The sequence below is a fragment of the Enterobacter sp. Sphag1F genome (assembly GCF_014193275.1).
GTDB classification, from domain to species: Bacteria; Pseudomonadota; Gammaproteobacteria; order Enterobacterales; family Enterobacteriaceae; genus Pantoea; species Pantoea symbiotica.
On the sequence record NZ_JACHZD010000003.1, the window covers coordinates 162,877 to 176,800 of the forward strand.

12 protein-coding genes are annotated in these 13,924 nt (G+C 54.6%); 5 read left to right on the forward strand and 7 right to left on the reverse strand.

Features of this window, described 5'->3' with window-relative positions; all coding sequences use genetic code 11:
* Positions 1-29: 29 nt before the first annotated feature.
* The 5 genes from surA to apaH are packed head-to-tail and all read left to right on the forward strand — an operon-like array spanning position 30 to position 4,422.
* Entirely contained in the window at positions 30-1,325 is a 1,296-nt protein-coding gene (gene surA / locus FHW71_RS11545; protein WP_061718140.1) for a peptidylprolyl isomerase SurA, read from the forward strand.
* On the forward strand, positions 1,315-2,304 hold the full coding sequence (gene pdxA, locus FHW71_RS11550) for a 4-hydroxythreonine-4-phosphate dehydrogenase PdxA (RefSeq protein ID WP_179451955.1): 990 nt from the start codon (positions 1,315-1,317) through the stop codon (positions 2,302-2,304). The genes surA and pdxA overlap by 11 nt, the downstream gene beginning before the upstream one ends.
* Complete coding sequence (gene rsmA, locus FHW71_RS11555) at positions 2,297-3,121, forward strand: 16S rRNA (adenine(1518)-N(6)/adenine(1519)-N(6))-dimethyltransferase RsmA (protein ID WP_061718142.1); 825 nt, start codon at positions 2,297-2,299, stop codon at positions 3,119-3,121. Before pdxA ends, rsmA begins: the two co-directional genes overlap by 8 nt.
* A gap of 4 nt (positions 3,122-3,125) precedes the next feature.
* Entirely contained in the window at positions 3,126-3,503 is a 378-nt protein-coding gene (apaG, locus tag FHW71_RS11560) for a Co2+/Mg2+ efflux protein ApaG (protein ID WP_061718143.1), read from the forward strand.
* 49 nt (positions 3,504-3,552) lie between these two features.
* Positions 3,553-4,422, forward strand: coding sequence for a bis(5'-nucleosyl)-tetraphosphatase (symmetrical) ApaH (gene apaH, locus FHW71_RS11565; RefSeq protein ID WP_008108649.1), 870 nt, complete (start codon positions 3,553-3,555; stop codon positions 4,420-4,422).
* 53 nt (positions 4,423-4,475) lie between these two features.
* On the opposite strand, the gene folA is transcribed toward apaH, so the two are convergent.
* From folA to fkpB, 7 genes are all read right to left on the reverse strand, one after another.
* Positions 4,476-4,958 carry a type 3 dihydrofolate reductase gene (folA, locus tag FHW71_RS11570; RefSeq protein ID WP_061718145.1) on the reverse strand — a complete coding sequence of 161 codons (483 nt, stop codon included), beginning with the start codon at positions 4,956-4,958 and terminating at the stop codon, positions 4,476-4,478.
* A gap of 285 nt (positions 4,959-5,243) precedes the next feature.
* Positions 5,244-6,386, reverse strand: coding sequence for an autotransporter domain-containing protein (locus tag FHW71_RS11575; protein WP_179451954.1), 1,143 nt, complete (start codon positions 6,384-6,386; stop codon positions 5,244-5,246).
* 240 nt (positions 6,387-6,626) lie between these two features.
* On the reverse strand, positions 6,627-9,848 hold the full coding sequence (gene carB / locus FHW71_RS11580) for a carbamoyl-phosphate synthase large subunit (RefSeq protein ID WP_008108652.1): 3,222 nt from the start codon (positions 9,846-9,848) through the stop codon (positions 6,627-6,629).
* Positions 9,849-9,861: 13 nt separating this feature from the next.
* Positions 9,862-11,010 carry a glutamine-hydrolyzing carbamoyl-phosphate synthase small subunit gene (gene carA, locus FHW71_RS11585; RefSeq protein ID WP_179451953.1) on the reverse strand — a complete coding sequence of 383 codons (1,149 nt, stop codon included), beginning with the start codon at positions 11,008-11,010 and terminating at the stop codon, positions 9,862-9,864.
* Positions 11,011-11,479: 469 nt separating this feature from the next.
* Positions 11,480-12,295: a 4-hydroxy-tetrahydrodipicolinate reductase gene (dapB, locus tag FHW71_RS11590; RefSeq protein WP_179451952.1), complete on the reverse strand. Its 816-nt coding sequence runs from the start codon at positions 12,293-12,295 to the stop codon at positions 11,480-11,482.
* A 221-nt stretch (positions 12,296-12,516) separates the two neighbouring features.
* Positions 12,517-13,470, reverse strand: a complete 954-nt coding sequence (ispH, locus tag FHW71_RS11595; protein ID WP_008108655.1) for a 4-hydroxy-3-methylbut-2-enyl diphosphate reductase — start codon at positions 13,468-13,470, stop codon at positions 12,517-12,519.
* Positions 13,451-13,921 (reverse strand): FKBP-type peptidyl-prolyl cis-trans isomerase, encoded by a 471-nt coding sequence (gene fkpB / locus FHW71_RS11600; protein ID WP_008108656.1) that lies wholly within the window; start codon positions 13,919-13,921, stop codon positions 13,451-13,453. Before fkpB ends, ispH begins: the two co-directional genes overlap by 20 nt.
* Positions 13,922-13,924: the final 3 nt, after the last annotated feature.

Consider the following 13,924-nt stretch of genomic DNA (forward strand, 5'->3'; position numbering starts at 1 on the left):
CGCAGTGCGGAAACAACAATGGATAAAGTATGAAGAACTGGAGAATGCTGATTCTTGGTGTAGCGATTACCGCTAACACTGCGTTCGCAGCCCCACAAGTGGTTGATAAAGTTGCCGCAGTCGTGAACAACGGCGTGGTACTGGAAAGTGACGTTGATAACATGATGCGCACCGTGAAATCACAGGCGCAGCAGGCAAACCAGCAACTCCCGGATGACAAAACCTTGCGTCATCAAATCCTTGAGCGCCAGGTCATGGATGCCATCATTCTGCAAATGGGTGAAAGAGCGGGCGTGCAGATTAACGATCAGCAACTGGATCAGGCGATTCAGAACATTGCCGCACAAAACCGCATGAGCCTCGACCAGCTGCGTAGCCGTTTGGCCTACGACGGTATGAACTACAACGTTTATCGTGCGCAGATCCGTAAAGAGATGACGATTGCCGAAGTGCGTAACAACGAAGTGCGTCGCCGCGTCACTATCCTGCCGCAGGAAGTGGATACGCTGGCTTCGCAGGTCGGCGCGCAGAACACGCAAGGTACTGAACTGAATATCAGCCAGATTCTGCTGCCGCTGTCAGAAAACCCGACGCAGCAGCAGGTTGACGACCAGGAAACGCTGGCTCGCCAATTGGTTGCTCAGCTGAAAGGCGGCGCCGACTTCGGCAAGCTGGCAGTGACTTACTCGGCCGATCCGCAGGCGCTGAAAGGCGGCAACATGGGCTGGGGAAAAATCGAAGAACTGCCAACGCTGTTCTCGCAGGCGCTGAGCACCGCGAAGAAAGGCGATATCGTTGGTCCAATCCGTTCGGGTGTTGGCTTCCACATCCTGAAGGTGAACGACCTGCGTGGCGAAAGCAAAAGCATCTCTGTAACGGAGGTTCATGCGCGTCACATTCTGCTGAAGCCGTCACCGATCCTGACTGACGCGCAGGCGCAGGCGAAGATCGAACAGATCGCGGCCGACATTAAAAGTGGCAAAACCACTTTTGCCGCAGCGGCCAAACAGTTCTCAGACGATCCAGGTTCAGCTAATCAGGGCGGCGATCTCGGTTGGGCATCTCCGGAGATTTACGATCCGGCATTCCGCGATGCATTGCTGAAGCTGCAGAAAGGCCAGGTCAGTCAGCCGGTTCACTCCTCATTTGGCTGGCACTTGATTCAGTTGCTGGATACGCGTCAGGTTGATAAGACCGATGCCGCGCAGAAAGAGCGCGCCTATCGCATGCTGTTCAATCGTAAATTCGCGGAAGAAGCGCAAACCTGGATGCAGGAACAGCGCGCCAGTGCTTACGTGAAGATTCTGGATAACAATGGTCAGTAATTATCGAGTGGTGATCACGCCCGGCGAACCCGCCGGGATTGGTCCCGACCTCACCGTTCAACTGGCGCAGCAAAACTGGCCAGTTGAATTGGTGGTCTGCGGCGACGGCGAGCTTTTGCGCCGTCGCGCTGCTTTATTGGGTTTGCCGCTGACGCTGCGTGATTATCAACCTGCAGCAGTGCAACCGCAGCAGGCCGGAACGCTAACGCTGCTGCAGGTCGATACCGCTCAGCCGGTGACCGCCGGTGAACTCAACGTTGCGAACAGCCACTATGTACTGGAAACGCTGGCACGCGCCTGTGACGGCTGTCTGAACGGCGAATTTGCCGCGCTGATTACCGGTCCGGTGCATAAAGGCGTGATCAACGATGCCGGCATTCCGTTTACCGGTCATACCGAGTTTTTTGCCGACCGCGCCGGTGGCGATTTAGTAGTGATGATGCTGGCAACGGAAGAGTTGCGCGTAGCATTGGCTACCACGCATCTGCCGCTGAAAGATGTTTCTGCCGCGATTACCCGCGACACGCTGCATGAAGTGATCACCATTTTGCACCGTGATCTGCAGCAGAAGTTTGGTTTACCGAATCCTCATATCTTCGTCTGCGGCCTTAATCCGCATGCTGGCGAAAGCGGCCATATGGGCCGCGAAGAGATTGATACCATCATTCCGGCTCTCAACGAACTGCGCCAGCAAGGCATCCAACTCACCGGACCTCTGCCAGCCGATACGCTGTTCCAGCCGAAATACCTGCAACATGCCGATGCGGTTCTGGCGATGTATCACGACCAGGGCTTACCGGTGCTAAAATTTCAGGGGTTTGGCCGCGCGGTGAATATCACACTTGGCCTGCCCTTTATCCGGACTTCTGTCGATCACGGCACCGCGCTTGAATTAGCCGGTCTCGGCCAGGCAGAACCGGGCAGCTTTATCACGGCGCTTAATCTCGCCATCACTATGATCAAGAGCAGTAATGAATAATCGCGTCCATCAGGGGCATTACGCCCGTAAACGTTTCGGGCAGAACTTCCTGAACGATCAGTACATTATCGATAGCATCGTCTCCGCCATTCACCCGCAAAAAGGTGAAGCTATCGTGGAAATCGGCCCCGGCCTTGGCGCATTAACCGAGCCGGTAGGTGAACGTCTGGATGAGCTGACCGTAGTCGAGCTGGACCGCGACCTTGCCGCGCGTCTGCAAACGCACCCGTTCCTCGGTCCTAAGCTGACCATTTTCCAGCAGGATGCGATGACCTTTGATTTCTCTGCGCTGGCGCAAGAGAAAGGCCAGCCGCTGCGCGTGTTCGGCAACCTGCCGTACAATATCTCGACGCCGCTGATGTTCCACCTTTTCAGCTATACTGGTTCGATTAAAGATATGCACTTCATGCTGCAGAAAGAAGTGGTGAATCGTTTAGTCGCCGGTCCGGGCAGCAAAGCCTACGGTCGTTTGAGCGTGATGGCGCAGTACTATTGCCAGGTGATTCCTGTGCTCGAAGTGCCACCAGAATCGTTCACGCCGGCACCGAAAGTGGAATCGGCCGTGGTGCGTTTAGTACCGTATATGCAACCGCAGCATCCGGTTAGCGATATTCGTCTGCTGAGCCGCATTACCACTGAAGCCTTTGGTAAACGCCGTAAAACGCTGCGCAACAGCCTGGCTCATATGTTTGCGGCTGGTGCGCTGGATCAATTAGAAATCGATGCCTCGCTGCGTGCAGAGAACGTCTCTGTGGCGCAATATTGCCAACTGGCAAACTGGTTGAGCAAGCATCAGGCTGAAACTCCGGAGAGTTGAGTGCATGAGTGAACTGGCCCGCGTCTGTATCCATGTACATAGTCAGTATGTGGAGTCGCAATCCTTGCCCGACGAGGATCGCTACGTGTTTGCCTACACCATCACCATTCGCAATTTGGGGCGCAGCAACGTACAGCTGCGCAGCCGCTATTGGCTGATCACCAACGGCAACGGTCGCGAGACTGAAGTGCAAGGTGAAGGTGTGGTCGGCGAGCAGCCGCACATTGCTGCCGGCGGCGAGTATCAGTACACCAGCGGCGCGATTCTGGAGACGCCGATGGGCACCATGCAAGGTCACTATGTGATGGTCGATGATGCGGGCGAAGAGTTCCACGTCGAGATTCCGGTGTTCCGACTCGCGGTGCAAACCCACATTCACTAATCCTCCTCCGCCCGGCCCGTCCGGGCGGCGCGTTTTAATCGGACTGACAATGAGTACATACCTGATTGGCGATGTTCATGGCTGTTATGACGAGCTTCGTGCGCTGTTAGCGCAGGTTGATTTCGATCCGCAGCAGGACACCTTATGGCTTACCGGCGATTTGGTGGCGCGCGGCCCCGGCTCGCTCGATGTGCTGCGCTATGTGAAATCGCTGGGTGATTGCGTGCGCCTCGTGCTAGGTAATCACGACCTGCATTTGCTGGCGGTGTTTGCCGGTATCAGCCGCAATAAGCCGAAAGATCGCCTGACGCCGCTGCTGGAAGCTGATGATGCCGATGAGTTGATCAACTGGTTACGTCGTCAGCCGCTGTTGCAGGTGGATGAAGAGAAAAAGCTGTTGATGGCGCATGCGGGCATTACGCCGCAGTGGGATCTGGAGACAGCGCAGATGTGCGCGCGTGAAGTAGAAGCGGTGCTCTCCAGCGATAGCTATCCGCTGTTTCTCGATGCGATGTACGGCGACATGCCAAACAACTGGACGCCAGAGCTCAGCGGCTTGGCGCGACTGCGCTTTAGCACCAATGCGCTGACGCGCATGCGCTTCTGCTTCCCGAATGGCCAGCTGGATATGATCTGCAAAGAGTCGCCTGAATCGGCCCCGCCACCGCTTAAGCCGTGGTTTAACGTGCCGGGCAAAATCGATAGCGACTATACGCAGATCTTTGGTCACTGGGCATCGCTGGAAGGTAAAGGCACACCGGAACATGTGATTGGGCTGGATACTGGCTGCTGCTGGGGCGGAACATTGACGCTGCTGCATTGGGAAACCAAACAGTATTACGTGCAGGCATCCAACCGCGAACAGGCGATGGCCGAGAGCGCAGTGAGTGCGCATCCGCCGTTAAGTGATACGCCGTAAATAAAAAACCCCGCTTCAGCGGGGTTTTTTATTGGTCGCGGTAAATAGCAACCCTACGTGCGGCGATCGAGGATTTCGAAGCAGTAGCTGTGCGAGTTCTGCTCATCGGCATCGTGGAATTCGCTGAAGGTTGACTGCCATTCGTCCGGCTCGTAATCCGGGAACTGCGTGTCCCCTTCCACTTCCGCATCGATATGGGTCAGGTAAAGACGATCCGCGCGATCCAGCATCTGCTCGTAAACGCGTCCACCACCAATCACCATCATCTCTTCAACATCACCTGCCGCTTTTACCGCCTCTTCCAGCGATGTCACCCAGGTAACGCCTTCGTGGCTGCCCGGCTGGCTGCTGACCACAATGTTCAAGCGTCCGGGAAGCGGACGGCCAATCGATTCAAAGGTCAGACGACCCATAATCACCGGCTTATTCAGGGTATTACGTTTGAACCACGCCAAATCTGCTGGCAGGTTCCATGGCATGGCGTTTTCCATACCAATAATGCGATCCGCTGCCAGTGCCGCGATCAGACTAATCATGTTAAAAGACCTACTGGAAAAAATTGGCGCCATCATACGTAAAGGCGAAACTTTCGTCGATAGGCCGACCCCGCTATTTGCGTAAAGCTCCGATGCCACCGCACTTTTGTTATTGGACAGAGTTTTACACCGACTTTCCCGGCAATAGCGGGGCGAGGAGCCAGAAATTGCTGACGAGGCGGCACAACTCCGCGCGAAACGTCGCATTATCGGTATCGTAGTGTAAAGAAAAGCGCACTCTGTGCGACAAAAGAAAACGGCTCCCGCAGGAGCCGTTGAGACGCTTTAGAAATCGTAGCGCAGACGCACCAGGTTCACGTTGCCCAGTGACTTGTCGGTGCTGGAGGTGATGACATATTCGTAGTCGACACGGAAGCCGTAATCCAGCTGCGCACTCACGCCGACGCCGTTATCGATACGTTTGTAGTCACGTCCGTTGACGAACTCCAGACGGTCGCCCATGAAGTAAGGCTGAATAGATTTCACCGCATACTGACCGATTGGGAATTTGTAGCCAGCAAAGTATTCGATGCCCCACGCGTCATCCGCGAAGTAGTTGTTAACGGTGTTGCGTTTGGTTGGTGAGAAGTTCTCATACCAACCGGCACCGGCTGACAGCGTCCAGTTATCCGGTGTCCAGCTGAGCGCAGTGCCATAGATATTCTGGTCATAACGTTTGCTGTCACCATTACCTGGATTACGGATATCGGCGCGGGTGTAGTTCCACGCGGTGCCCCAAGCCAGATCTTTGGTGATGTGGTAGTTCACGCCCAGCGAACCGCCGCCTTTACGCTTATAGCGCAGGCCGTTACCTGGCAGAAATTCATTATCTTCAAACAGGTAAGACGCATACACATCTGCATCGCCGAAGGTGTTTTTGTACTTCAGCATTTTGCGCGAACGGTAAGAGCCGTCGTAGTCGCCATTGATACCGTTGCCCGGTGCCTGGGCCAGCATGTCGTAATCCCAGATATCGGTTTTCGCACCAACTACATCGTAGTAAACGCTGTTCTGCTGACCAAAGTAGAGTTCACCCAGGGTAGCGCTTTTGAAGCCGGTATAGAGTTGGCGACGCGAGGTGTTATTCGCACCATCCGCATGATGATTGTCCCAACCCCACCAGGCTGGGAAGTTAACGCCCAGCTCGTAGTAACCCACCCAGCTTACGTCGTCGAACAGGTAATAATTGGCGGTGAAACGGAAACGTGATCCGCCGTCATAGCCATTACGTTTGTATGACTTGTCGTTGACGCCATTCTGATGCAGGTACTGCGGACGAATACTGCCGCCCACTTTGAAGTCGAGACGGCTCAGCGCATCGCCCGCCTGTGGATCCTGCTTGAGTAAAGTAATTTCCGCCTGGCTGGCGAGTGGCGCCGCTGCGAGTAACGCAGCAATAGCGCTGAGAGTGAAAGCACGCATTTGCATTTTTTATATCCCAGTTAAGGTGAGCGCTCTATTGATGAGCGAGCGAAATAGTACGGTGCGCTGACTGGGATCTTATTTATAAATTTGTGCGGATATTCCGAGGTGTAAGCCTTTCCGCATCAACTGATAAAACATATGTCAAATCAATAGGATTTTTACAGATAAGGATATTCAGCTGCGGGTAAAAGGCCAAAAAAAACGGCTCCCGCAGGAGCCGCTTTATTACTATCAAACCAATGATTATTTAATTTGCGCGTGCATTTCCTGCACCGAAATCACTTGCTCAGTCGGATCCGCGTTCAGCGCCATCGCCGTGGCAAAGCCGCCGTTCAGCGTGGTGTCGTAATGCACTTTGTACTGCAGCGCGCTACGACGAATCAGCTTGGAGTCTTCAATTGCCTGACGTCCTGCAGTGGTGTTGACGATGTAGGTATATTCGCCGTTCTTCAGACGGTCCTGAATGTGCGGACGACCTTCATGCACCTTGTTCACCAGACGTGGATTGATGCCCGCTTCGCCCAGCACCACTGCGGTACCGTGCGTCGCATCCAGCTCGAAACCAAACTTCTGCAGTTTTGCTGCCAGGTCGACGATACGTTTCTTATCGCCTTCACGCACTGACAGCAACGCACGACCGGTTTTCTTCATGTTGCTCTGCGCACCCAGCATCGCTTTCGCGAAGGCTTCAGCGAAGGTGCGACCTACGCCCATCACTTCACCGGTAGAGCGCATTTCTGGGCCGAGGATTGGGTCAACGCCTGGGAACTTGTTGAAAGGCAGCACCACTTCTTTCACCGAGTAATACGGTGGAATCACTTCTTTGGTGACGCCCTGCTCAGCCAGCGTTTTACCTGCCATCACGCGCGCGGCAACCTTCGCCAGCGCCACGCCAGTGGCTTTAGACACGAACGGTACGGTACGCGCGGCGCGTGGGTTCACCTCAATCAGGTAAACCTCATTGTCCTTCACTGCGAACTGTACGTTCATCAGGCCACGAACATTCAGCTCGAAGGCCAGTTTTTCCACCTGCTGACGCATCACGTTCTGGATTTCAGTGCTCAGCGTGTAAGCTGGCAGTGAACAGGCCGAGTCACCGGAGTGCACGCCCGCCTGCTCGATGTGCTCCATGATGCCGCCAATCAGCACGCGTTCGCCATCGCAAATTGCATCAACATCCACTTCAACCGCATCATCGAGGAAGCGATCCAGCAACACTGGCGCATCGTTAGAGACCGAAACCGCCGTCTGGAAGTAACGCTTCAGGTCGATTTCGTCGTAGACGATTTCCATTGCGCGGCCGCCCAGCACATAAGAAGGACGCACCACCAGCGGATAGCCGATGCCAGCCGCTTTCTCAACGGCCTGCTCCAGCGTGGCAACGGTGGCGTTAGCCGGTTGCTTCAGGCTCAGGCGATCAACCGCCTGCTGGAAACGCTCGCGGTCTTCTGCACGGTCAATCGAGTCCGGGCTGGTACCAATCACCGGAACGCCAGCCGCTTCCAGCGCGCGTGCCAGTTTCAGTGGCGTCTGGCCGCCGTACTGTACGATGACGCCTTTCGGCTTCTCGATGCGTACGATTTCCAGCACGTCTTCCAGCGTGACCGGCTCGAAGTAGAGGCGATCAGAGGTGTCGTAATCGGTTGATACGGTTTCCGGGTTACAGTTAACCATGATGGTCTCGTAACCGTCTTCACGCAGCGCCAGCGCCGCATGCACGCAGCAATAATCAAACTCGATGCCCTGGCCGATACGGTTTGGACCACCACCCAGAATCATGATTTTTTCACGATCCTGGTTTGGATTGGCTTCGCACTCTTCCTCGTAGGTTGAGTACATATAAGCGGTGTCGGTGGCGAACTCAGCCGCACAGGTATCAACGCGCTTATAAACCGGATGCAGGTTAAATTGCTGACGCAGCTTACGAATTTCGCCTTCAGATACGCCCGCCAATGCAGCCAGACGCAGGTCGGCAAAGCCTTTACGCTTCAGCGCACGCAGGAATTCCGCGTTCAGCGAGTTCACACCTTCGCGCTCAACCTGCTCTTCCAGACGCACCAGCTCTTCAATTTGCACCAGGAACCAGCGATCGATGTTGGTCAGATTGAACACGCCATCAACTGACATGCCTGCACGGAACGCATCGGCGATGTACCAGATACGGTCAGAACCGGCATCTTTCAGTTCGCGACGAATGCGCGTTAACGCTTCTGGATCGTCAAGGCTGACTTTCGGGTCGAAACCGTTGGCACCCACTTCCAGACCGCGCAGCGCTTTCTGCATCGATTCCTGGAAGGTACGGCCAATCGCCATCACTTCACCGACTGATTTCATCTGCGTTGTCAGACGATCGTTGGCACCGGCGAACTTCTCAAAGTTGAAGCGAGGAATCTTGGTGACGACATAGTCGATAGAAGGTTCGAACGACGCAGGCGTCAAGCCGCCGGTGATGTCGTTCATCAGCTCATCGAGGGTGAAGCCCACCGCCAGTTTCGCCGCCACTTTGGCAATCGGGAAGCCGGTCGCTTTCGAGGCCAATGCTGACGAACGCGATACGCGCGGGTTCATTTCGATGACGATCATGCGGCCATCTTTCGGGTTCACCGAGAACTGGACGTTAGAACCGCCAGTTTCGACACCGATTTCACGCAGTACCGCCAGCGAGGCGTTACGCATGATTTGGTATTCTTTGTCAGTCAGGGTTTGCGCCGGTGCCACGGTAATGGAGTCACCGGTGTGGATGCCCATCGCATCGAAGTTTTCGATCGAGCAGACGATGATGCAGTTGTCGTTTTTATCACGCACCACTTCCATCTCGTACTCTTTCCAGCCAATCAGCGACTCATCAATCAGCAGCTCATTGGTTGGCGACAGGTCGAGACCGCGTTCGCAAATCTCTTCGAACTCTTCGCGGTTATAAGCGATACCGCCGCCGGTGCCGCCCATGGTAAAGGAAGGACGGATGATGCATGGGAAGCCAACGACTTCGGTAATCGCCAGTGCTTCTTCCATGGTGTGCGCGATACCGGAACGTGCGGTACCCAGACCAATGCTTTTCATCGCCACATCAAAGCGACGACGATCTTCGGCTTTATCAATGGCATCGGCAGTCGCACCAATCATGGTGACGCCGAACTCAGCCAGCACGCCCTGACGCTCCAGCTCCAGCGCACAGTTCAGCGCTGTCTGGCCGCCCATGGTTGGCAGCACCGCATCCGGACGCTCTTTTTCGATAATCTTGCGCACTACTTCCCAGTGAATCGGCTCGATGTAAGTCGCATCAGCCATTTCCGGGTCGGTCATAATGGTTGCCGGGTTCGAGTTCACCAGAATGACGCGGTAGCCCTCTTCACGCAGCGCTTTACACGCCTGCGCACCGGAGTAGTCAAATTCACATGCCTGGCCGATAACGATCGGGCCAGCACCAAGAATCAGGATGGATTTTATGTCTGTACGTTTTGGCATCGTGGGCTCCTGATTACTTCGCGTTAGAACGGTATGCTTCGATCAGTTCGATAAAGTGATCGAACAGTGGCGCCGCATCGTGCGGGCCTGGGCTCGCTTCCGGGTGTCCCTGGAAGCTGAAGGCCGGTTTGTCAGTGCGATGAATGCCCTGCACGGTTTGGTCGAACAGCGACACATGGGTCACGCGCAGATTGGCCGGCAACTGGCTGTCATCCACCGCAAAACCGTGGTTCTGCGCGGTGATCATCACGGTATTGTTGTCGAGATCTTTCACCGGATGGTTGCCGCCGTGGTGGCCGAGTTTCATCTTGATGGTTTTGGCACCGCTCGCCAGCGCTAACAGCTGATGGCCAAGACAGATACCGAATACCGGGATATCGGTTTTCAGGAATGCCTGAATGGCGTTAATCGCGTAGTCGCACGGTTCCGGGTCGCCAGGACCGTTCGACAGGAAAATACCGTCTGGATTAAGTGCCAGAACCTCTTCCGCCGGGGTTTTTGCAGGTACGACCGTCAGGCGACAGCCGCGATCCACCAGCATGCGCAGGATGTTGCGCTTGGCGCCGTAATCGTACGCCACCACATGGAACGGTAACTCTTCCGCCTTTTTCTGCTCCGGCAGGTCACCTTCCAGTGTCCAGCTACCTTGCTGCCACGCGTAAGTCTCAGCGGTGGTCACTTCTTTCGCCAGATCCATGCCTTTCAAGCCCGGGAACGCCTGCGCTTTCTGCAGCGCCAGTGCGGCATCCGGATTATCGCCCGCAATAATGCAGCCGCTCTGTGCGCCCTTCTCGCGCAGCAAACGGGTCAGTTTGCGCGTGTCGATATCGGCGATGCCAACGATGTTATTGCGCTGCAGGTAAGCTGACAGACTTTCTTCACTGCGGAAGTTGCTGGTAATCAGCGGCAGATCGCGAATAACGAGGCCTTGAGCATGGATTTGGCTGGATTCTTCATCGGCGGCGTTAACGCCAACATTGCCGATATGGGGATAAGTGAGGGTAACGATTTGGCGGGAATAGGAAGGATCAGTGAGGATTTCTTGATAACCGGTCATTGAAGTGTTGAAAACAACTTCTCCCACTGCCGACCCCGTAGCCCCGATGGCCCGACCGTGGAATTGGGTTCCGTCTTCCAGAACCAAGAGCGCTGACTTAATCAAAACATCCTCCAGGGAATAAACAGTCACAATATTTGCATATTAATTCAAAAGCAGTGCCAGAATCAATGCAAAACCCGCCTGAGTACTCGAATTTTGGCAAATTGCGCGCATTCTAATGATCGCCCCGCACCTTGTCTACAACATGTGGTCATTTTTTTGTATATTTCGGGCAACTGAATGTTAAAAACGGTGAAAGGCGATAAAAGAGTGAGATAACTCGGAAAAATAATCGGTTGCCTGACGGCGATAATGGCAAAGTGGTGCTAGCGCGCATAAATTTTTGACCAAATGGTCAAAATTAGCCATCACAAGCCTGATAAATGCTCATTAACCGCAACAAATGAACCCTTCGTAGTGAAAAACAAACAAAGCATCCATTTACAGATAAAATAAAGGGCAATGATCACATTGCCCTCGTCAATCAAGGTCTTACCGATTGAAATAACCACATCACGATGGTTCACAACACTCACAACATCGATAAATCCAGCACATCACGCATATCATAAAGGCCAGATTTCTTGTTCTTTAACCAACTTGCCGCCTTAACTGCACCATTTGCAAAGGTCATACGGCTGGAAGCCTTGTGGGTAATCTCTACACGCTCACCAATATCTGCAAACATCGCGGTGTGTTCACCCACGATATCGCCAGCGCGCACGGTAGCAAATCCGATGGTTTGCGCTTTACGCTCACCGGTATGACCTTCACGGGCATATACCGCGTGCTCATCCAGATTCCACTTCATGGCATCGGCAATCGCCTCGCCCATCGCCAGCGCTGTACCTGATGGTGCATCAACTTTATGACGATGATGCGCTTCTACGATTTCAATATCCGCGTAGTCGCCCATTACCTTCGCCGCCTGCTGCAGCAGATTCAGCACCAGATTGACGCCCACGCTGAAATTGGCAGCGAACACAATGCCAATCTCTTCGGCTGCCGCGCGAATCGCCGCTTTGCCGGCTTCATCAAAACCGGTGGTACCGATCACCATCGCTTTGTTGTACTGGCGGCAAAACGCCAGATACTCCAGCGTGCCTTCCGGACGGGTGAAATCGATCAGGACATCAAAGTCGTTAACCACCTTTTGCAGATCGTCAGAAACAATCACGCCCGTTTTGCCGATGCCCGCCAGTTCGCCAGCATCAACGCCCAGCAATGACGAACCGCTACGCGCCAGTGCCGCGCCGAGCGCAACACCTTCCGCCTGCTGTACGGCCTGAATCAAATTGCGTCCCATGCGACCCGGCGCACCAACGATAGCAATGCGGATTTCACTCATAATTATTCATTCCTGATACAAATCTATGCATGTAAAGCGTAAACAGGTTAACGGTCAGATAACAGTCACGCCACAATAATAAAGGGATATAAGAATTTTATGCCAGCCGGTAAACATTATCAGTAAAAGCAATCCCGCATGCTGGAAGTGGGATTTCTGGCTGCGACAGGCAAAGAAAAGGCCGAACAATGTCGGCCTGATTTTACTGCGGTGTGAACCGCTTACTGCACGTTACGCACGTCAACGCGCAGCTCTTTCGGTACTTCAAACACAATGTTCTCTTCACGGCCAATCAGCTCAATCGCCGCTTCACCGCCGAGCTCACGCAGACGCTGGATCACCTGCTGCACCAGAATATCTGGAGCAGAAGCACCCGCTGTCACGCCGATGATCTGCTTATCTTTGACCCACTCTTCCTGAATGTCATCAGCCGAATCAATCAGCTTCGCCAGCTTACCGGCACGCTGCGCCAGTTCGGCCAGACGGTTCGAGTTAGAGGAGTTTTTCGATCCCACTACCAGCACCACTTCAGCATCTCGCGCCAGCACGCGAACGGCTTCCTGACGGTTGGTGGTGGCGTAGCAGATGTCATCTTTACGTGGACCGATAATCGCCGGGAAGCGCTGACGCAGTGCATCAATCACGTCCGAAGTATCATCGACTGACAGCGTGGTCTGCGTCATAAAGCACAGGTTGCTCTCATCTTTGACGTTCAGCTTGAACACATCTTCCGGCGATTCCACCAGATACATGCCGCCGTTGGGATTGCTGTACTGGCCCATGGTGCCTTCCACTTCCGGATGTCCCGCGTGGCCAATAAGAATCGCTTCAACACCTTTGCGACTGGCGCGCGCGACTTCCATATGCACTTTTGTCACCAGCGGACAGGTGGCATCAAACAGCATGGTGAGATTACGCGCTTTGGCTTCGGCGCGAACCGCTTGCGATACGCCGTGTGCGGAGAAGATCAAAATGGCGTTATCCGGCACTTCAGCGATCTCTTCAATAAAGATCGCCCCGCGCTCGCGCAAGCTGCTCACCACGTAGCGGTTATGCACCACTTCGTGACGTACGTAGATGGGCGCGCCGTACATCTCCAGCGCGCGCTCAACGATGCTGATGGCGCGATCAACGCCTGCGCAGAAACCGCGTGGGTTAGCTAACAGGATTTGCATCGTTGGCCTCCAGCGCCGGATCAATCTCCAGCACTTCAATATCAAACTGAATGCGCTGACCCGCCAGCGGATGGTTGAAGTCTACGGTGATTGAGTCGCCGGAAACTTCACGGATCACGCCCGGCATTTCGCTGCCGCCACGGCCGCTGAACAGCATAATAGCGCCGACTTCCGGTTCGCCCGCGTCGTTAAAGTCACGGCGCGAGAAGTACTGAACCAGATCCGGGCTGGTGCCGCCGAAGGCATCTTCCGGCTCGAGAGTAAAGGCGTGCTTATCGCCCACTTTACGCCCCAGAAGCTGCTGTTCCAGCGCGGCTGAAAGGCTGCCATCGCCCAGACAGAACAGCGCAGGTTTGCCGTTGGCGCGCGTAGATTCCGCCGTCGAGCCATCTTCCAGCTTCAGCGTAAAATGCACCAGCAACGCGCTATCGCGCTGAACAGACTCACTCATTTT